18 protein-coding genes and 2 pseudogenes are annotated in these 19395 nt (G+C 72.6%); 8 read left to right on the top strand and 12 right to left on the bottom strand.

Annotated features, from left to right (window positions below; all coding sequences use genetic code 11):
• Nucleotides 1-119: 119 nt before the first annotated feature.
• Nucleotides 120-932 carry a DUF1684 domain-containing protein gene (locus OHA89_RS28575; protein ID WP_266610549.1) on the bottom strand — a complete coding sequence of 271 codons (813 nt, stop codon included), beginning with the start codon at nucleotides 930-932 and terminating at the stop codon, nucleotides 120-122.
• A gap of 93 nt (nucleotides 933-1025) precedes the next feature.
• On the bottom strand, nucleotides 1026-2300 hold the full coding sequence (locus tag OHA89_RS28570; RefSeq protein WP_406368621.1) for a DUF5685 family protein: 1275 nt from the start codon (nucleotides 2298-2300) through the stop codon (nucleotides 1026-1028).
• A 283-nt stretch (nucleotides 2301-2583) separates the two neighbouring features.
• Here OHA89_RS28570 and OHA89_RS28565 point away from each other — a divergent pair, with 283 nt between their 5' ends.
• Nucleotides 2584-3033: a cell division protein SepF gene (locus tag OHA89_RS28565; RefSeq protein ID WP_069919643.1), complete on the top strand. Its 450-nt coding sequence runs from the start codon at nucleotides 2584-2586 to the stop codon at nucleotides 3031-3033.
• A gap of 9 nt (nucleotides 3034-3042) precedes the next feature.
• Here OHA89_RS28565 and OHA89_RS28560 read toward each other — a convergent pair whose 3' ends face one another.
• Both OHA89_RS28560 and OHA89_RS28555 read right to left on the bottom strand, forming a co-directional pair.
• Nucleotides 3043-4215 carry an acyl-CoA dehydrogenase family protein gene (locus OHA89_RS28560; RefSeq protein ID WP_257556959.1) on the bottom strand — a complete coding sequence of 391 codons (1173 nt, stop codon included), beginning with the start codon at nucleotides 4213-4215 and terminating at the stop codon, nucleotides 3043-3045.
• A 121-nt stretch (nucleotides 4216-4336) separates the two neighbouring features.
• Nucleotides 4337-5977, bottom strand: a complete 1641-nt coding sequence (locus tag OHA89_RS28555; protein ID WP_266610546.1) for an MFS transporter — start codon at nucleotides 5975-5977, stop codon at nucleotides 4337-4339.
• 288 nt (nucleotides 5978-6265) lie between these two features.
• Here OHA89_RS28555 and OHA89_RS28550 point away from each other — a divergent pair, with 288 nt between their 5' ends.
• The gene (locus OHA89_RS28550; RefSeq protein WP_406367413.1) at nucleotides 6266-7396 is read left to right on the top strand and encodes a hypothetical protein; all 1131 of its coding nucleotides are present in this window, start codon (nucleotides 6266-6268) and stop codon (nucleotides 7394-7396) included.
• Between the two features lie 226 nt (nucleotides 7397-7622).
• Nucleotides 7623-8716 (top strand): annotated as a pseudogene (locus OHA89_RS28545) (phosphatase PAP2 family protein).
• A 319-nt stretch (nucleotides 8717-9035) separates the two neighbouring features.
• Here the strand turns inward: OHA89_RS28545 and OHA89_RS28540 are convergent.
• From OHA89_RS28540 to OHA89_RS28530, 3 genes are all read right to left on the bottom strand, one after another.
• A complete protein-coding gene (locus OHA89_RS28540) occupies nucleotides 9036-10004 on the bottom strand; it encodes a YafY family protein (RefSeq protein ID WP_266610543.1) in 969 nt (322 codons plus the stop codon).
• 57 nt (nucleotides 10005-10061) lie between these two features.
• Nucleotides 10062-10601, bottom strand: coding sequence for a hypothetical protein (locus OHA89_RS28535; RefSeq protein WP_266610541.1), 540 nt, complete (start codon nucleotides 10599-10601; stop codon nucleotides 10062-10064).
• 107 nt (nucleotides 10602-10708) lie between these two features.
• The gene (locus tag OHA89_RS28530; protein ID WP_266610539.1) at nucleotides 10709-11440 is read right to left on the bottom strand and encodes a transglycosylase family protein; all 732 of its coding nucleotides are present in this window, start codon (nucleotides 11438-11440) and stop codon (nucleotides 10709-10711) included.
• A 295-nt stretch (nucleotides 11441-11735) separates the two neighbouring features.
• Here OHA89_RS28530 and OHA89_RS28525 point away from each other — a divergent pair, with 295 nt between their 5' ends.
• Entirely contained in the window at nucleotides 11736-12542 is an 807-nt protein-coding gene (locus OHA89_RS28525) for a hypothetical protein (RefSeq protein ID WP_215144642.1), read from the top strand.
• Nucleotides 12543-12642: 100 nt separating this feature from the next.
• On the top strand, nucleotides 12643-13020 hold the full coding sequence (locus OHA89_RS28520; RefSeq protein WP_257556952.1) for a hypothetical protein: 378 nt from the start codon (nucleotides 12643-12645) through the stop codon (nucleotides 13018-13020).
• Between the two features lie 24 nt (nucleotides 13021-13044).
• Here OHA89_RS28520 and der read toward each other — a convergent pair whose 3' ends face one another.
• The 5 genes and pseudogenes from der to OHA89_RS28495 all read right to left on the bottom strand — a co-directional run.
• Nucleotides 13045-14505 carry a ribosome biogenesis GTPase Der gene (gene der / locus OHA89_RS28515; protein WP_257556951.1) on the bottom strand — a complete coding sequence of 487 codons (1461 nt, stop codon included), beginning with the start codon at nucleotides 14503-14505 and terminating at the stop codon, nucleotides 13045-13047.
• A 75-nt stretch (nucleotides 14506-14580) separates the two neighbouring features.
• Nucleotides 14581-15270 (bottom strand): lysophospholipid acyltransferase family protein, encoded by a 690-nt coding sequence (locus OHA89_RS28510; RefSeq protein ID WP_406367412.1) that lies wholly within the window; start codon nucleotides 15268-15270, stop codon nucleotides 14581-14583.
• Nucleotides 15225-15932: a (d)CMP kinase gene (gene cmk / locus OHA89_RS28505; protein WP_215144634.1), complete on the bottom strand. Its 708-nt coding sequence runs from the start codon at nucleotides 15930-15932 to the stop codon at nucleotides 15225-15227. The genes OHA89_RS28510 and cmk overlap by 46 nt, the downstream gene beginning before the upstream one ends.
• 93 nt (nucleotides 15933-16025) lie before the next feature.
• Nucleotides 16026-17114: a prephenate dehydrogenase gene (locus tag OHA89_RS28500; RefSeq protein WP_215144632.1), complete on the bottom strand. Its 1089-nt coding sequence runs from the start codon at nucleotides 17112-17114 to the stop codon at nucleotides 16026-16028.
• 115 nt (nucleotides 17115-17229) lie between these two features.
• A pseudogene (locus OHA89_RS28495) lies at nucleotides 17230-17679 on the bottom strand (YidB family protein); the annotation flags it as partial.
• Nucleotides 17680-17804: 125 nt separating this feature from the next.
• Between OHA89_RS28495 and OHA89_RS28490 the strand changes: the two are divergent.
• The 3 genes from OHA89_RS28490 to OHA89_RS28480 are packed head-to-tail and all read left to right on the top strand — an operon-like array spanning nucleotide 17805 to nucleotide 19392.
• The gene (locus tag OHA89_RS28490; RefSeq protein WP_266610534.1) at nucleotides 17805-18170 is read left to right on the top strand and encodes a DUF952 domain-containing protein; all 366 of its coding nucleotides are present in this window, start codon (nucleotides 17805-17807) and stop codon (nucleotides 18168-18170) included.
• A 57-nt stretch (nucleotides 18171-18227) separates the two neighbouring features.
• On the top strand, nucleotides 18228-18683 hold the full coding sequence (locus OHA89_RS28485; protein WP_266610532.1) for a Rieske (2Fe-2S) protein: 456 nt from the start codon (nucleotides 18228-18230) through the stop codon (nucleotides 18681-18683).
• Between the two features lie 28 nt (nucleotides 18684-18711).
• Nucleotides 18712-19392 (top strand): DNA polymerase beta superfamily protein, encoded by a 681-nt coding sequence (locus tag OHA89_RS28480; RefSeq protein WP_266610530.1) that lies wholly within the window; start codon nucleotides 18712-18714, stop codon nucleotides 19390-19392.
• Nucleotides 19393-19395: the final 3 nt, after the last annotated feature.

The following is a 19395-nucleotide window of genomic DNA, read 5'->3' as shown; positions in this document are numbered from 1 at the left end:
GGGTCGGGGGCCCGGCGGTCGTGGGGGTGCCGGAGCCCGTGAGGCGCAGTCAGGGCACGGATGACACATGTTTTGTGCCGTGCCCCTGACAAGCACTGTCGGGAGTGTCGTGGCGTCTGTTACCGGTCGGCAAGGGCGCCTTTCAGCCGCCGCTCCCCCGCGGCCACCTCGAAGGGCAGCGTGTTCCCGGGCGGCGGAAAGGGGCAGATGAAGTGGTCGGCGAAGGCGCAGGGGGGCAGCAGGGCCCGGTTGAAGTCCACGGTGATCCGGCCTTCTTCGGCCGGGGTCCCGGGTTTCAGGAAACGGAAGCGGTAGCTGGAGCGTCCGCCGGTGGCATCTCCGAAGACGACCCAGAGGCCGCCGTCCTCCTCGCCCACGGCGACCTGGAGGGTGTGCTCCACGCCCTCGAAGGCGAAGCGCAGCTCGCCGCCGAGGCCGAGCCCGCGCGCCCGCCCGTCGGCGTTCTCCACCTGGACGGTCCGGTCCTGCGCGTACGGGCGGAACTGCCCGGGCAGCCTGAAGGCCGGATCGTACGGGGAGGCCTCCATCCCGGCGAAGGCCCGGCGGGCCCCGGAGTCCGGGTCGAAGACGCGTACCGCCCATTGCCCTTCGCTCCGGATCACGACGAGCCGCGTCTGCCCGGCGGAGAGCCGGGAGCGCGCCGGCGGGGCCTCGTCGGCGGCGAGTACGGCGTCACCGGTGAAGGGCTCTCCGTCGAGGTGAACGGAGTCCTCCGCGGCAGCGGTCAGCGCCACCCCGGCGTCGGTCGTGCGCCAGCGCCCCGGAACGGCCGGAATTCGACCTTCCGGGTAATCGGCGAGCCAGTTGGTACCGGTCAGCGCGAGGGGCCCGTACGGGGCGGCCACGGCGGCCACCCGTCGCTCGTGCCATTTCCGCCAATCGGCGGGCGGATCGTCTGCGTCATCGCTCATGCCGCTCACCCCTTCCACGCGGGTCCGGCCGGGAACCGTGGGGTACGCCGTCCGGACCTGCGTGTCGTGAAGGGTTCTCGGCCTGAAAAGGGGTCAGCAGCCGTCGCAGGGACAGCAGCAGCAGTCACCACAGCCGCAGTCGCAGTCGCAGTTGCAGTTGCCGCAGTCGCAGTTGTCGCACCAGGGCTGCTTCTTCTCCCTGGACCACGGGCCCTCGTGCTCGGTGCAGCAGAGCTGGCAGGTGCAGAAGAGCCCGATCGCCACCGCACACCCGGCGAGCAGCCCGCGCCGCGGCTTCTGCGGGGGCCGGCCGCCGCCCCCGCCGCCACCGCCGCCACCGGGCCCCATGGGCGGCGGCGGCATCCCCGGCCCGCCCGGCGCGTGGGGAGTACCCGGGGCGTAGGGGTTGCCGCCGTAGGGGTTCCCGTTCGCGTACGGGCTGCTCGCGTACGGTCCGGCCGCGTAGGGGCCGCCGCCCTGCCCGGCGGCGTTCGTGCCCACGTGCCCGCAGCTGCTGGTCCCGAAGGCACGGTCCACCGAGGTCCGCAGCTCGTGCACCAGCAGCCGGTGGGCGAGCCCGGCGTCCGCGAACTCGGCCTCGCGCAGCGCGAGCCGGATGCCCTTCAGCGCGTCGTCGCACAGCCGCCGGGCCTCGGTCAGCGAGGTCCCGGTGGCGGTGAGCGGGTTCCAGGCCCCGGCCGAGGCGTCCGCCGCCTGGTCCTCCACGGCGTCCAGGAGGTGCGCGAGCCGCCCGAAGTACCGGCCGGCCTCGGCGAGCGCGGGGGCGTTGCCTGGCCGTCCGGCCAGCTGCGCGGTATGAGCGAAGGCGGCGGCCGTCGCGGTCTCCGTCGGCTCGGTCACCACGAGCACCGGCGTGCCGAGCCCGGCCAGCGTCTCGATGCCGGCCTGCCGGTCCACGGCGTCGACGAGCACCGCCGTGTCGAAACCGAGCGAGGCTCCGGTGCGGGCGCCGGCCCGGTCCCAGCCGCGGGCGACCTTGCGGGCCGCCGCGGCGATCGGGGCGCGGGCCAACAGCCCGTCCCGGTCGGCCACGTGGTCCCGTACCTTCGCGGAGGCCAGCACGAGCGAGACGGCGGCGGCGAGCCGCGCGCCCTCGCCGTTGGCCACCGGGGCGGTGCGCATCCCGCGCAGCGGACAGGGCCCGGCGGTGCGCCGGGCGCCCGGGGCGGGACCGGACTGAGCCTCCGTCAGAACGGAGACGAGCAGCCCGTCGTAGTTGGTGACGATCCGGGCGAACTGTCCGTGGTCACCCCGAAGTGCCAGGCAGAGCCCGCAAAGATGGGCCATCCACTCCGCCTTGAACCGCTCGCCCAGCCTGTGCGTGCAGGGCCTGACTATGCCGAACAACTGCTTCCCCCGTGTGTCGTACGCGTGCCTGCCGGGCATGGTATCGACCCGCGTCCTTCACCCGTACGTCCCCACGGGCCACCCGTACGGAGGCACCGGTCGTATTTTCACTCAGTCAGCAGTGGTAGCCGCCAGGAACCTTGACCGTGCAACGGATGTTCTGCACCAGTACCGTCACGAAACCCCTGCGCGGCGACTATCCACTTGGCGCGTTGTCAGCATCATGGACGACCATAGGGGCAGCGGAGAGAAGACAGACTGACCACGGTGAAAGGAGGCGTCCATGGGTTCGGTGCGCAAGGCGAGTGCCTGGCTGGGTCTCGTGGAGGACAGCGACGACGAGCGTTACTACGACGACGACTACGCGGAGGCGGCCCAGGGTTCGGTGGCCGGTCCCGGCGAGCAGTGGGTCACCGACCCCCGCGTCAGAGTGGCCTCCGAGTCCGCCGTCGAGCAGGGCCGCCGCATCGCGACGGTCACCCCCGACGGATTCCGTGACGCGCGGGGAATCGGCGAGCTGTTCCGCGAGGGCGTCCCGGTGATCGTGAACCTGTCGTCGATGGACCCGGGCGACGCGAAGCGCGTGGTCGACTTCGCGGCCGGCCTGACCTTCGGCCTGCGCGGCTCGATCGAGCGGGTGGCGACCAGGGTCTTCCTGCTGACCCCGGCCGACACCCAGATCGTGAGCGGCGAGCCCGGCGGCCGCTCGCGCGACTTCTTCAACCAGAGCTAGGCAGGGCCCTCACCGGAAGGCGTCGAGCCCGGTGAGCGCCTTGCCCAGCACCAGTTGGTGCATCTCGACGGTGCCCTCGTAGGTGAGGACCGATTCGAGGTTGGTGGCGTGCCGCATGACGGGGTATTCGAGTGAGATCCCGTTGGCACCCAGGATGGTCCGCGCGGTGCGACAGATCTCGATGGCCTCGCGGACGTTGTTGAGCTTGCCGAAGCTGATCTGCTCCGGCCGCAGGGTGCCCGCGTCCATCCGCCGGCCCAGGTGGTGGGCGAGCAGGATGCCCTTGTGGAGTTCGAGGGCCATGTCCGCGAGTTTGGCCTGGGTGAGCTGGAAGCCGCCGATCGGCTTCCCGAACTGCTCCCGCGTCTTCGCGTAGTCGAGCGCGGACTCGAAGCTGGCGCGCGCCGCGCCCATGGAACCCCAGATGATCCCGTACCGCGCGTGGCTCAGGCAGCCGAGCGGCCCCTTGAGACCGGTGACGCCCGGCAGGACCGCGTCCGCGGGCAGCCGCACCTCGTCCATGATCAGCTCACTGGTCACCGAAGCCCGCAGCGACCACTTGTGCTTGATCTCGGGGGCCGAGAATCCCGGCGTGTCGGTGGGGACGGCGAATCCCCGGATCCCCTCGTCGGTCTGCGCCCACACCACGGCGACCGCGGCGACCGATCCGTTGGTGATCCACATCTTGCGGCCGCTGAGCACCCAGTCGGTGCCGTCGCGCTTCGCGTACGTGCGCATGGCGGCGGGGTCGGAGCCGACGTCGGGCTCGGTCAGCCCGAAGCAGCCGATCAGCTCGCCGGCCGCCATGCCGGGCAGCCAGCGCTGCTTCTGCTCCTCTGAGCCGTACTTCCAGATCGCGTACATGGCGAGCGAGCCCTGGACGGAGACCAGCGAGCGGATGCCGGAGTCGGCGGCCTCGAGCTCCAGGCAGGCGAGCCCGTACTGCACGGCGCTGGCGCCCGCGCATCCGTACCCCTCGAGGGACATGCCGAGCGCGCCGAGCGCGCCGAGCTCACGGGCCAGCTCGCGGATCCCGGGGAGCTCGCCGCTCTCGTACCAGCCGGCGATGTGGGGCAGCACCCGGTCGGCGGCCCAGTCGCGGACGGTGTCACGGATGGCGAGGTCCTCGGGCCCGAGGAGCTCGTCGATCCCGAGCGGATCAAGGGGCAGGAACGCGGACACGGGGCCTCCCGGCGGCCTGGGTACAGAACCTAGCAGCGCAAGTTTTACGCTGCGCGACCGACGCTAGACGCCGGATTCCCTGCCCGTCCAGCCCCGCAATTCCAGCCCCGCCCGCGAGGGGTCAGCCCGCGTGCTCCACCGGAGCCGTGCACGGCTCGCCCGTGGCCTGCGCGGGCAGCCGCACCGGCTCGGCCGGGGCCGGCGCCCCGCAGTCCATGACCCGCGGCAGCTTGAGCGCCATCACGGCCCCCGCGAACAACAACCCCGCGCTGACCAGCAGGGTCACGTGCAGCCCGTGCACGAAGGAGTGCCGGGCCGCGGCGTAGAGGGACGCCCCCGCCGGCCCGCCGAGCTGCGCGGCGATCTGGTAGGCCTCGCCCAAAGAGTGCGCGGCACCCGCCGAGTCCGCCGCCGAAACCCCCGGCACCCGCGCCAGCCCCGGCGCGTAGGCGGCGTTCATGACGCTGCCCAGCAGGGCGATGCCCATGCCCGCGCCGAGCTGGTACGAGGTCTCGCCGATCGAGGCCGCACCGCCCGCGGTGGCCGCCGGGGCCTCGCTCAGCATGGACTCGTACGCGGCGAACAGCGTGGTCTGGAGCCCGAAACCGAGCAGGATGAAGCCGACGGTCAACAGGACGGGCCGGTCGTGATGGCCCATGAACGTGAGCAGGAGCACGGCGAACGCGGTGAGCAGGAAGCCCAGCGAGACCATGGTGCGCGGGCCGATCCGGGCCAGGGTGTAGGACCCGGTGGCCCCGGCCGCCATCGCGGCGAAGGTCAGCGGCAGCAGCCGCAGGCCGGTCTCCAGCGGGCTGAGGTGCAGCACCAGCTGGAGGTACTGGACGGCGATCAGCTCCAGGCCGACGAGGGCCAGCATGGCGAGCACGATGCAGCCGACGGAGGTCGAGAAGGCGGCGCGGGAGAACATCCGCATGTCGATCAGCGGGTGCGTACGCCGCTTCTGCCGCCGTACGAAGAGCACCAGCAGCGCCACTCCGAGCACCAGCGGCACCAGCGCCTCGGGGTCGAGGAGCTCCCGCTCGGCGCCCAGCCGCTTGATCCCGAGCACCGAACCGAGCACACCGGCGGCGGCCATCAGCGCGCCGGTCACGTCCCACGGCCCGTCGGAGGAACCCTTCGACTCGGGCAGCAGCCAGCGCCCCAGCGGCAGGATCAGCGCCATCAGCGGGATGTTGATGAGGAAGACGGAGCCCCACCAGAAGTGCTGGACGAGGAAGCCGCCGAGTACGGGGCCGCTGGCGGCGCCGACCGCCGCGACGGCGGTCCAGATGCCGATGGCCAGGGCACGTTCGCGCCGGTCGGGGAAGACCTGGCGCAGGATCGACAGGGTGGCGGGCATGATCATCGCGCCGCCGATGCCGAGCAGGGCGCGCGCGGCGATGAGCACCTGGGCGTTGTCGGCGAGGGAGGCCATCGCGGAGGCGACACCGAAGAGCCCGTAGCCGAGCAGGAGTATGCGGCGGCGGCCGACCCGGTCGCCGAGGGTGCCGAAGAGGATCAGCAGCGCGGCGCACACCAGCGGGTAGGCGTCGACGATCCACAAGAGCTCGATGGAACCGGGGCGCAGGTCCTCGGTGAGGGAGGGGACGGCGACGTGCAGGATCGTCGCGTCGAGCGCGACGAGGACCAGGCTGACGCAGAGCACCGCCAGGACGACCCAGCGATTGCCCCCGCCGGAGGCCGCGCGGAGCCGCTGCCAGGGGGCAGGGTTCCTGGCTCCGGCCGCGTTCGTCCCCGACATGCATGTACCTCCCAGGTGATCCCTCGCGTTCGGCGGACCAGCGTCTTGCGGAGCCACGGGGGGTGGTGCGCTCTGCGGCGTCCAACGGGGTCCGGCATCGACACGCGAGTGAACGGTCAGCGTACGCGAGTTCGCCTGTCCAACACGTGGTCAAGCTCTCATCCCGGCGGAGGCCGCCCTGTGGTGTGCGCCACTTCCCATACCCTGCCCCTTCCCCCGCGTACACGCGCGCTCACGGCCCGTGGTTCTCGGCCGGGGCCCGGGTGCGCGCCACCGATAATCATGCCCGTGAAAGATCTTGGATTCCGCCGGGCCGCGCCCGCGCTCGCCGTCGCCGCCCCGGCGCTCGCCGTGTTCACGGCGGTCCGCCTGCTCGGGCTCGCCGTGCTCGCCGTGTGGGGTGCGGTGGCCGGCAGCAGCCCGCACACGCTGCTGTCGGCCCGCTGGGACTCGCTCTGGTACGCCCGGATCGCCGCGGAGGGGTACGGGTACGAGGTGGCCCTCCCGAACGGGGACGTCCACTCGAACCTGGCGTTCTTCCCGCTGCTGCCCTGGCTGGAGCGGCTGGTGTCGGCGGCGACCGGACTCGGGTACGGCTCCGCCGGCCTGGTGGTCTCCGCGCTGGCCGGGCTCGCCGCGGCCTGGGGGATCTTCGCGGTGGCGGACCTGTTGCACGGCCGCCGGGCCGGGGTGCTCGCCGTCGCCGTCTGGGCGGCGCTGCCCGTCGGGATCGTGCAGTCCATGGCGTACAGCGAGTCGCTGTTCACCGCGCTGGCCGCCTGGGCTTTGTACGGGGCCCTGCGCGGCCGGTGGCTCACGGCCGGACTCCTCGCGGCCGGGGCGGGGCTGACCCGCCCGGTCGGCGCCGCGGTGGTCGCGGCGGTGTGGGTGGCCGTCGTACTGGCCTGGCGCGGTGGTGAACGGTCCTGGCGGATGGCGGCCGGTGCGCTGCTGGCTCCGCTGGGGGCCGGGGCGTATGTGCTGTGGGTCGGCGCGCGCACCGGAGGCGGGCTGCTCGGGTACCTGGACGTGCAGGGCGGCTGGGGCAACGGCTTCGACGGCGGCTGGGCCTTCGCCCGGTTCATCGGGGCGAAGCTCGCCTCTTCCGCCTTCGCGGCCGGGCTCGGGCTGATCGCGGGGGTCGTGCTGGTGCTCTGGCTGTACGGGCGGTGCGTGCGGCAGCGGCAGCCGGTGCCGCTGCTCGTCTACGGCGGGATCGTGGTGGCGCTGGCGCTGTGCGCGTCCGGGTACTTCGGCTCCAAGCCCCGGCTGCTGCTGCCGGCCTTCCCGCTGGTGCTGCCGGTGGCGGTGGCGCTGGCCCGGTGGCGGACCCGGCGGGCGGCCCTCGTGCTCGGCACGGCGGCCCTGGTCTCGGCGGTCTACGGGGCGTTCTGGCTGAACGGCTCGGGCCCACCGTAACGGAATGGATCATTCCGATCCATCATTCGGCAAAGGGAACGAGTTGCGGCAATAAAGCCCTGGTAAGTGTGCGAAACAATTTACGGGGCGGTGGATCAAGAAGGCTCCAACCATTGCCGAAATACCGGGAATTAAGTCCCGCGTGAGACCAACTCCACATCACATGGTCATCACAAAGCCCGTGATTCGCCCGGGCTGACCATCGGCGGGCGGTAACGTCGATTCGGTGCGTACCGATCAAATCCTGACCCGTCTGGAGCGGGTGTTCGCCCGCCTGGACCGGGAACCAGAGCGACCGGCTCATCTGCAAACCCCGCAGATGAGCCGGCACCGCGTCGTGCTCCTCGGATCGACCCTCGCCTTCTATCTCGCGATCGTCGTGGCCGTCCTGACCACGTCCTGGCTCGTCCGCCTGGACTGGCAGATCATGTTCTTCCGGCCCTACGAGCAGTGGCCGCAGCTGCATGCCTTCCTCGACTACCTCGTCGTACTCGGCCAGCGCGGACCCACCGCGGTCATGGTCGCGGCCTGGCTCGGCTGGCGCTCCTGGCGCCAGCACACCCTCCGCCCGCTGATCACCCTCGGCGTGGCGCTGCTCCTGCTCAACATCACCGTCGGGTCCGTCAAGCTCGGCCTCGGCCGGCTCGGCCCGCACTACGCCACCGAGATCGGTTCGGCCGAACTCTTCGCGGGCGGCGATATATTTCCTTCCGGCCACACCGCCAACGCCGTCGTGACCTGGGGAATCCTCGCCTACCTGGCGTCCACCGTGGTCACCCGGCGGGTGCTGTCCGTGGTGTCCGCGGTCGTCTCGCTGAGCGTCGGAGCCACCACCGTCTACCTCGGCACCCACTGGGTCAGCGACGTGCTGCTCGGCTGGTCCGCGGGGCTGCTGATCCTGCTGGCCCTGCCCTGGTTCGAGCCGCTCATCGCCCGGGCCGAGGCCTACGTCTTCGACGTGCGCGAGCTGCTGCGCCGCCGCGCGGAGACCGGACGGATGCCCGCGCCGGTCGTGTCCGCGCTCACCCCGCTGCTCTCCGCGGGCGGCAAGTGGCAGCTCCGGCGCGCCGTTGCCGCCGGGGACCCCGCCGTGGACCCCGCCGTGGACCCCGCTCCGACGGCCGCCGCGCACGCCGCCGCGTCCGCGCACACCCCGGCGGCGCACACCCCGGCGCCCCGGCCCGCGCCCCTGCTCGCAGGCCGGCCGCACCTGATCCGCTCCGAGCGGACCCCGTCACCCCGGTCGGCAGCCGCCGGCCGGCCCACACCGAACGGGCCGCCGCCCGCAGCGCCGCGGCCCGCCCGGCCACCGGCGGCTGAACCACACCTCGCGGGACGGTACGCACCACCTCACCCCGCGACACGAAGGCGGGCCGGGTCACTGACCCGGCCCGCCTTCGTCGTTCGCCTTCGCCGTTCGTCAGCGCCACGCCGGGACGTTCGTCCGTCCCGGGTCACGCTTGTGTCACAGAATATCGACAACCACCAATTGTTTTCCGGCCCGCGACACGCCAGCCGTACAGGCTGATTCGAATTTCCCCCGAAGCCCCCTGCCGAACCTCTGGAATTCCGGCAGGACATTGTCACGACACCGCTGGACCAGACCAGGTGAATCCCCCTCAGCTCCGCCACATTTCCTTCACCTCCGCGGCTCCACGGCCCGCCCCAGCAGATCCCTCGCGGCCCTGATCCGATCCGTCAGCTCCGGCGGCTCGACCACTTCGAACTCACAGCCGAGCAGCATGATGTGAATCACCAGGACGTCCAGGCTGACCGCCCCGGTGCGCAGCAGGCAGCTCTGCCCGTCGACCGGCTCGAGGGCTCCGTGGCTCGGCCCGATGATCCGGGCCGCCTCCTGTGCGGAAACCTTCAGCCGCACCACCGCCCGGGCGGCGTACGCCCGTTGCGCCACGCCCTGGGAGACGTACGCGGCGAGGTCCTCGGCGGGCGGCTTGCGCGGGGTGAACCGCGGCCCGTGCGGAAGTGCGGGCTCGATCCGGTCGGCCCGGAAGGTCCGCCAGCCCTCCCGGTCCAGGTCCCAGGCGACCAGGTACCAGCGCCGCTCGGTGCACACCAGCCGGTGCGGTTCGACGGTGCGCCGGGTGACGTTGCCCTCGTGGTCGCGGTACCCGAAGCGCAGCCGCTCGGTGTCGCGGCACACGGCGGCGAGCTCGGTCAGCACCGAGGGGTCCACGGTGGACCGCTCCGCCCCGCGCAGCATCGGCACGGTGAACTCGTTGAGCGCGGACACCCTGCGCCGCAGCCTCGACGGCAGCACCTGCTCCAGCTTGGCGAGGGCCCGTACGGAGGCCTCCCCGATCCCCTCGACCCCGTTCCCGGCGGCGGTCCGCAGCCCGACCGCGACGGCCACCGCCTCGTCGTCGTCCAGCAGCAGCGGCGGCAGCTCGGCCCCGGCCCCCAGCTGGTAGCCGCCGCCGGTCCCGGGACTGGCGTTGACGGGGTAGCCCAGCTCCCGCAGCCGGTCCACGTCACGCCGTACGGTCCGCGGCGTCACCCCGAGCCGGCCGGCGAGGTCCGCCCCGGTCCATTCGCGGTGAGCCTGCAACAGGGACAACAGGCGCAGCAGTCGTGCGGAGGTCTCGAGCATGGCCGAAGTCTGCCAGCGGATCCCGGGCGCCCCGGGCCCGGTCGGAGGTGAGGGCGCTCAGCAGCCCGGCGCCGCGTTGCCGCTGAGCCCGACCAGCGAGCAGAGCGTCTCGGTCGACACCTTCCAGACCCCGTCCTCGAGGACCGCGGTCCCCTTGCTCCCGGGTAGGACCGGGACGCCGCGGACCAGCAGGTCGTAGGTGACCTGCGCCTCGGTGGCCGAGTCGAACACCACGTCCGTGACCTTGGCCGAGGACAAGGCCGCGTCGGAATTGCCCGCGAAACCGTCCAGCAGCAGCTCGAGCAGCTCGCCGTTCTCCAGGACCTTGACCTTCTCCTCGACGGAGACCTTGGAGTCGAAGAAGGTGGTCCAGTTCTTCTCGACCTGGGCCCTGGCCGCGGCCGGGTCCGCCGGGCCGTCCCCGGTGGGCGTGGCGAGCGCGGCGGGTACGGCGTGCATGAGCGTCGCGCCCGCGGAAGTCGTCGTACCGCTCCCGTTCTTGCCCGAATCGGAGGAGCATCCCGCGAGGGCGGGAACGGCGGCCAGTACGGCAGCCGCTGCCCACACCCCGATACGAGGGTGTCTTCCCAGGTCCATCCGGCTCACCACCAGGGTCCGAACGAGCCGTTCGGCTCGATGCTTCCAGGGTCGACGCCTTCAGCGCATCGTGCAATCGGGGTCGGATGCGAACGGCGCGATCCCGCTCAGCGGGGAGGCCTCGGCAGGGGCGACGCAGCCGCCGACTGCGCGGGAGCCGGACCGGCCGGGGCCACCGGCACCACCGGGTCCGGAGGGTTCACCGGGTCCGGCGGGCGGGCCGGCGGCGCCTGCTCCGGGATGACCAGCAGCGTGCCCGTCACGAGCGCCGCGGGCCGTGGCCCGATCGCACCCCGGTTCGCCTCGTACAGCGCCTGCCACCCGCCCCGCACCCGGTGCTTCCCCGCGATCGACACCAGCGTGTCCCCCTTCCTCACCACGTGCATCCGCCCGGCCAGCCCGTACCGCTTCGAGCACGCCGGCCAGGCGTCCCAGCCCTGCGCACCGAGCACGTCCTCCGCGACGCGGATCTGCTGCACCCGGCTCGCCAGGTCGGCGCGCCGGGCGAACACGAGCCCCCCGTACTCCTCCCACGTCGGCTGCCAGAACTGCAGCCCGCCGTAGAACCCGTTGCCGGTGTTGACCGCCCAGCGCCCGCCGCTCTCGCAGTCGGCGACGCAGTCCCAGGGCCATTCCCCGCCCGGCCCGCAGTCCCCCGGACCCGTTCCGATCACCCCCGGCGAGCCGGGGTGCGCCGCCCCCGCCGGCCCGGGCGCGGGCGGCGGGGGTGCGAGAGCCGCCGCCGTGCCGGAAGGGAGTACGAGGGCCAGCGCGGCGGCGACGGCAGCGGCACCACGACGAGCCCTGGCCTGACGGCGCCGGATCCGGAGGTGGGGCATCGCGTCACGCTACGCAGCGCCCGCGGCCCTCTCGCCCCGCCACGCAGCGCGCCCCCGCCACCCCACCCGGTCGGCCGACCGGCCACCCTCGCCGAAACAGCCAATCGCGACCACCAACTGCGCACAATCAGAAAACAGTTGGCACGAAACGAAGCCCGGCCCAGACGGTTCACTCGTACGGGGGCCCGGTTCGATTCCGTTCCCTCCAATGGCGTGACCCCGGCCGCCGCTCCCCCGTTGAGCCCGGCGAGCCGGGAACCACCCGGCCCCCGCACCTATGCCGAGGAGCCACCCCGTGCCGCGCATGCTCGACGTCAGTGATGAGGTACGTGCCGAGATCGGTGACGAAGAAGCCGACAGGCTGCTCGTCGGCGAGGACGCGCCGCGCAGTTACGACTGCACCTCCTGCCGCACCCCGGGCGACCCCGAGAACGACCGCACCAGCACGGTGCTGTTCGTCGGCGAGGAGACCGCCGTCCTTGCCTTCGCCCACGCCACCTGCATCCCCTCGCAGGTGGTCACCGTCTCCGAGGAGCAGCTCCAGGGCGCCGTCGCCAGCATCACCGGCGACAGCCCGGCGGCGCCCGGCGCCGGCGCGGCCCCGCAGAACGTGCCCGGCGGCCAGGCCGTCCTCGGCATCACCAGCGGCCTGGTCCTGATCAGCGGCGAGCTCCACCCCGCCCTGGTGGTCGAGCCGACCGCGCCGATCGCCCGCCCCGGCAGCGACGGTCCCGGCGACGACTTCCTCCCGCTCCTCATCGAGCAGGGCTTCATCCCGGTCATGGACACCGCCCAGCTCCCCACCGCGCTCAGCGGATGGTCGGTCCTGCTCGCCGGCGGCCAGCTGCACGCCGTCCTGCAGCCGGGTGCCGAGGGCGGCCGCCCGGTCGCCTGGTGGCAGGCGCACCAGGCCCTGTCGGTCACCGACGGCTGGCGCAACGCCGTCAACAAGACCCAGCGCGTGCTCATTTACGCCGCCCCGGTCGGATCGATCGGCCAGCAGCCCCGTGAGGACCTGCTGCGCGACGCCCTCGACAAGGCCGCCGCCGCGGGCAAGCTCGTGGCCGCCTCCATGCCCCTGGCCGGTACGCCCGGCGCCTGATCCACACACCGCAGATCGCCGCTGGGGCAGCCCCGGCGGCGATCTGCGTTTTCCGCCCGGCACCCCGCATCCGCGGGGCGCCGGTTTCGTTGGCTGATACGTGCATCCATACGACTCCTCCCGCGCCCCGTCCCGTACGAGCCCCGTCTCGCACACCCCGATCTACGACACCCTGTACTCGGAGTACCTGCGCGCCTTCCGGGCGCTGCCGGGCGACCGCACGGGCGAGGAGGATCTCGGGTTCACGGCCTTCTCGTACGGGGGCGGGTACACGGGCAGCAGCTCGTACGACAGCGGCTGGAGCGGTTCCTCGTGGCAGCGGGCCGACGGCTGGCAGCCCACGTACGTGGCGCAGCCGCAGGCCCAGCCCGCGTACTCGCACGCCGGCGGCACCGGATACGCCGACGGGCGGCCGCGCCAGACCGGGATGACGCACATCCCGGCGGCCCTGCCGCCCGCTCCGCGCCGGGGCTACTGACCCCGGACCTCCGTACCGCCCGTACTACTTCTTCTTCTTGTACTGGGCTCCGCGCTTCTCGCGCACCCGCACCGAGATGTGGATCGGGGTGCCCTCGAAGCCGAACTCCTCGCGCAGCCGGCGCTCGATGAAGCGCCGGTAGCCGTGCTCCAGGAAGCCCGAGGCGAAGAGGACGAACCGCGGCGGCTTGCTGCCCGCCTGGGTGCCGAACAGGATGCGGGGCTGCTTGCCGCCGCGGATCGGGTGCGGGTGGGCCGCGACGACCTCGCCGAGGAAGGCGTTCAGCCGGCCGGTGGGGACGCGCGTCTCCCAGCCCGCGAGGGCCGTCTCGATCGCCGGGACCAGCTTCTCCATGTGACGGCCGGTGAGCGCCGAGACGTTCACCCGCGGCGCCCAGGAGACCTGCTGCATCTCGGTCTCGATCTCGCGCTCGAGGTAGTAGCGGCGCTCCTCGTCGAGCTCGTCCCACTTGTTGTACGCGATCACGATCGCGCGGCCCGCCTCGACGGCCATGGTGATGATGCGCTGGTCCTGGACGCTGATCGACTCGGTGGTGTCGATCAGGATGACCGCGACCTCCGCCTTCTCGACGGCGGCGGCCGTGCGCAGGGAGGCGTAGTAGTCGGCGCCCTGCTGAAGGTGGACCTTCTTGCGGATGCCGGCGGTGTCGACGAACTTCCAGGTGATGCCGCCGAGCTCGATCAGCTCGTCGACCGGGTCGCGGGTGGTGCCGGCCAGCTCGTTGACGACGACACGGTCCTCCTTCGCCACCTTGTTGAGCAGCGAGGACTTGCCGACGTTCGGGCGGCCGATCAGCGCGATGCGGCGCGGGCCGCCGACGGCGGTGCCGAAGGTCTGCTCGGGGGCTTCCGGCAGGGCCTCGAGCACCGCGTCCAGCATGTCGCCGGTGCCGCGCCCGTGCAGGGAGGAGACCGGGTGCGGCATGCCGAGGCCCAGGGACCACAGGGAGGCCGCGTCGGACTCGCCGCTCTGGCCGTCGACCTTGTTGGCGCACAGCACGACGGGCTTGCCGGCCTTGCGCAGCAGCCGGACGACGGCCTCGTCGGTGTCGGTGGCGCCGACCTTGGCGTCGACGACGAAGACGACCGCGTCGGCGGCCTCGATGGCGTACTCGGCCTGGGCGGCGACGGAGGCGTCGATGCCGAGGACGTCCTGCTCCCAGCCGCCGGTGTCGACGACCTTGAAGCGGCGGCCGGCCCACTCGGCCTCGTAGGTGACGCGGTCGCGGGTGACGCCCGGCTTGTCCTCGACGACCGCCTCGCGGCGGCCGATGATGCGGTTCACCAGGGTCGACTTGCCGACGTTCGGCCGGCCGACGACGGCGAGGACGGGGAGGGGGCCGTGTCCGGCCGCCTCGATCGCGCCTTCGACGTCCTCGATGTCGAAGCCCTCTTCCGCGGCGAGCTCCATGAACTCCGCGTACTCGGCATCGCCAAGTGCTCCGTGGTCGTGCTGGTCGTTCATGAAGTCCGTTCCTCGTCGTTCGTGGTGGTCGGTGGTACCCGCGCAGCGCGGTTCCACTACTGGTTCAAGTCTCGCTCAGCGCCCGGTGAGGCGCTTGGCGTCGGCCAGGTGGGCGGTCAGCCGGTCCTGGATGCGTACGGTGGCCGCGTCCAGCGCGGTACGGGTCCGGCGGCCACTGCCGTCCCCGGCGTCGAAGGCCGACCCGAAGACGACGTCGACCCGGCTCTTGAGGGCGGGCAGGCCCTTGACGAGCCGGCCCCTGGTGTCGCCGCTGCCGAGTACGGCCACCGGCACGATGGGCGCGCCGCTGCGTACCGAGAAGTACGCGAGACCCGCGCGCAGCGAGGCGAAGTCGCCCTCGCCCCGGGTGCCCTCGGGGAAGATGCCGAGGGCCCCTCCATTGTCCAGCACGCTGAGGGCGCGGCTTATCGCCGTCCGGTCGGTGCCGCCGCGGTCGACCTTGACCTGCCCGATCCCTTCGAGGAGGGGGCCGAGCGGGCCGACGTACGCTTCCTTCTTGATCAGGAAGTGCAGGGGCCGGGGCGCGGTGCCCATGACCATCGGGCCGTCGATGTTGTGCGAGTGGTTCACGGCGAGGATGACGGGGCCGGAGACGGGCACCTTCCAGGCGCCGAGCACACGGGGCTTCCAGAGCCCGTACATGAGCCCGATGCCGATGCGCCTGCCGACCGCCGCACCCCTCAGGGAGGGCGCTTCGCTCACTTGCGGCCCGCCCGCTTCTCTTCCACCAGGGTCACGACGCACTCGATGACCTGGTCGAGCGTGAGCTCGGTGGTGTCCACCTCGACGGCGTCGCCGGCCTTGGCCAGCGGGGAGGTCTTGCGTCCGGAGTCGGCCGCGTCGCGCTTGATCAGCGCCTCCTTGGTGGCCGCGAGATCCACGGCCTCCTTGCCGCGGAGCTCACCGCTGCGCCGGGCGGCGCGCGCCTCGGCGGAGGCGGTGAGGAAGACCTTGAGGTCGGCGTCGGGCAGGACGGTGGTGCCGATGTCCCGGCCCTCGACGACGATTCCGTCGGCCTCCGCAGCCGCCTGCGCGGCGATGGAGCGCTGCAGCTCGGTGATCAGGGTGCGCACCTCGGGGACGGCGCTGACGGCGCTGACCTTGGAGGTGACCTCCTGGGTGCGGATGGGTCCCGCGGCGTCCAGGCCGTCCACCGTGATGGTGGGGGCGGCCGGGTCGGTGCCGGAGACGATGGCGGGCTTGCCCGCGGCGACGGCGATGGCCTGCGGGTCGTCGGTGTCGACGCCGTTGGTGATCATCCACCAGGTGATGGCCCGGTACTGGGCACCGGTGTCGAGGTAGCGCAGCCCGAGCTTGGCGGCCACGGCCTTGGAGGTGCTGGACTTGCCCGTGCCGGAGGGACCGTCGATGGCGACGATCACGGCTGCCGGAGCTGCGGTTTCCACGGTGCGGGCACCTTCCTGGTTGCGCGTACGTGTCCGGGCGCGCCAAAGCGCCCCCAACCAAGGTTACCGGGCCCCGGCGGCCCCCGGTCCCGCCTACTGCTGACGCAGTGCCCAGCCCCGCTCGCGCAGCTCGGCGGTCAGGCCCGCCACGGCCCGCGGTTCCACCATCAGCTGGACCAGGCCGGCCTGCTGGCCCGTGGCGTGCTCGATGCGCACGTCCTCGATGTTGACCCCGGCCCGCCCGGCGTCGGCGAAGATCCGGGCCAGCTCGCCCGGCTGGTCGCTGATGAGGACGGCCACCGTCTCGTAGACGGTCGGCGCCGCGCCGTGCTTGCCCGGTACCCGGACCCGGCCCGCGTTGCCGCGCCGCAGGACGTCCTCGATGCCCGCAGCGCCCCCGCGCCGCTTCTCCACGTCGGCCGACTGGAGCCCTCGCAGCGCGTCGACGGTCTCCTCCAGGTCGGCCGCGATCCCGGCCAGCACGTCGGCGACGGGGCCCGGGTTCGCCGACAGGATCTCCACCCACATCCGCGGGTCGGAGGCCGCGATGCGGGTGACGTCCCGGATACCCTGCCCGCACAGCCGGACGGCCGTCTCGTCGGCCTCCTCCAGCCGCGCGGCGACCATGCTCGACACCAGCTGCGGGGTGTGGGAGACGAGGGCGACGGCCCGGTCGTGCGCGTCCGCGTCCATCACCACGGGTACGGCCCGGCACAGGGACACCAGCTCCAGGGCGAGGTTCAGCACCTCGTGGTCCGTGTCCCGGGTGGGGGTCAGCACCCACGGGCGGCCCTCGAAGAGGTCAGCGGTGGCGGCCAGCGGCCCCGACCGCTCCTTGCCCGCCATCGGGTGCGTGCCGATGTACGCCGTGACGTCCACGCCGAGCGCCTCCAGCTCCCGGCGCGGTCCGCCCTTGACGCTGGCCACGTCCACGTACGCGCGCGCCGCCCCGCGGCCGATCGCGTCGGCCAGCGTCGCCGCCACGTGGGCCGGGGGTACGGCGACGATCGCGAGGTCGACCCTGCCCTCCGGGGCCTCGTCCGTGCCGGCCCCGAGGGCGGCCGCGGTATGGGCCTGGGCGGGGTCGTGGTCGACGAGGTGGACGGTGATCCCGCGGGCGGTCAGCGCGAGCGCCGCGGAGGTGCCGATCAGTCCGGTTCCGATGACGACGGCGGTTCTCACGGAGCTCTCCAGGGATGCGTGACGACGGGTTCTGACTCAGGGTAGCCAGGCCGTACGGCGCGAGGGCCCGGCTGCCCGTCCTGTGGGACGGCGGCCGGGCCCTCGCGTGCGGCTGCTACAGGTTCTGCTGCCTGATGATGTCCTCCAGCGAACCGGAGGGGATCTGTCCGGTCGGCGTCAGCTTGTCGACCGCCTGCGGCAGGACCTGCGCGATCTGGTCGGCGGCCTGGTCCGTGGAGACGCCGGCCTCCGCCGCGACCTTCTGCAGGGTGTCGTCCGGCAGCGCCGCCTTGATCTGGTCGGCGCTGACCGGCTCGTTCGCGCCGGTGCCGACCCAGGACTGCGCCTGGTCGACGAGGCCTGACTTGGTGAGCATCTCCAGCAGGCCGCCCAGCGGATTGTTCGCACCGCCTCCGGCCGACTGGCCGCCGCCCGCGCCGCCGCCCGTGAGTGCGCCGAGCAGGGAGCCGAGGATGTTGCCTCCGCCGCCGCTGCCGCCCTGACCGCCGCCGAGGAGCCCGCCGAGAAGAGAGCCGAGGTCGTTACCCGCCATGGTCATGCCTTTCGAAGAGGGACCGGGCCGTGCGAAAGCCGCGTACCCGGCTTCGAGACACGGACAATGTCACTCAAAGCAGACAGTGCCGCCACTTGGCGCACCCATCCCCCGGCCGCTGCGGTAGAACGATCGGCATGATCTTCCACCTCGTCCCGCTCGCCGACTGGACCGCCGCGCCCGGACTTCCGTACGCCCCGCCCTCGCTCGAGTCGGAGGGATTCGTGCACTGTTCGGCCGACCGGCCCACGGCGCTCGAGATCGCCGACTCGCACTACCGCGCGGTACCGGGGACGCTGCTCGCGGTGGAGCTGGACGAGGACGCCCTGCGCGCGGAGGTCCGCCGCGAGGGTGATTCCGGCGGCCGCTACCCGCATGTCCACGGCCCGTTGAACCGGGAGGCCGTGATCCGCGTGTGGGAGGTGGTACGCACACCCGGCACTCCTGCCTCACTGTCACCTTGGGAGCCGGGCAACCGAAACGGCGCGGCGGACTTCACCTGAGGCCCGCCGCAGGCCAGGATGCTGCTCGTCCATCCGGCCACGAAGCGAGGAGACACCATGAGCGACCCCACGCGCACCGCCCGGCGCACGGTACTGACGGCCGGCGCGGCCGCCCTGGCCGGCGGCGCGCTCACCGCCTGCGGCGGTGAAAGCGAGAAGGCACCCGCGAACGGATCGGAAACCGCGGCCGCCCCGGCCGCCCCGTCCACGCCCGCGGGGGGCGGCAAAGCCATCGCCAAGGCGGCCGACGTACCGGTCGGCGGCGGCAAGGTCCTGAAGGAAGAGAAGCTGGTGGTCACCCAGCCCACCGCCGGGTCCTTCCGCTGCTTCACGGCGGTCTGCACCCACCAGGGCTGCCTCGTGAACAAGGTGGAGAACGGCACCATCGACTGCCCCTGCCACGGGAGCAAGTTCAAGGACACGGACGGCGCGGTCGCCAATGGCCCGGCCACCCGCCCGCTGGCGGAGAAGAAGATCACGGTCGCGCCGGACGGCAATATCTCGCTCGCTTAGCGCACGGCCCCGTGCCTAGGCTCGCCGGATGGACGAGCTGACACTGGTACGGGACCACACGGTCTACCAGTGCGTGATGGGCTCCCGGGCGTTCGGGCTGGCGACGGAGGCGAGCGACACCGACCGGCGCGGTGTCTACCTCGCCCCGACGCCGCTGTTCTGGCGGTTCGAGAAGCCCCCCACGCACGTGGAGGGCCCGCGGGACGAGGAGTTCTCGTGGGAGCTGGAACGCTTCTGCGAACTGGCCCTGCGCGCCAACCCGAACATCCTGGAGTGCCTCCACTCCCCCTTGGTGGAACGGCTGACCCCGGTCGGCGGGGAACTGCTCTCGCTCCGCGAGGCCTTCCTCTCCCGCCGGGCCCACACCAGCTTCAGCCGGTACGCGGCCTCCCAGCGCGGCAAACTCCTCGCGGACGTCCGCATCCACGGCGCCCCGCGCTGGAAGCACGCCATGCACCTGCTGCGCCTGCTCCTGTCCTGCCGCGACCTCCTGCGCACGGGACGCCTGACGATCGACGCGGGCCCCCACCGCGACCGCCTCCTGGCGGTCCGCCGCGGCGAGCTCACCTGGGCCGAGGCCGACACCTGGATGTCCCGCCTCCAGGAGGAGACCGAGGCGGCCCTCGCCAGCACGCAGCTGCCCGCGGATCCGGACCACGCCAGGGTGCAGGACTTCCTCGTCCGCACCCGCCGCGCGTCGGCAGGCTAAGGA

Origin of the sequence: Streptomyces sp. NBC_01546 (assembly GCF_045208355.1) — a bacterium.
Classification (GTDB): Bacteria; Actinomycetota; Actinomycetes; order Streptomycetales; family Streptomycetaceae; genus Streptomyces.
The sequence above is the reverse complement of the archived record's forward strand: the minus strand, read 5'-3'. Positions and strand labels throughout refer to the sequence as shown.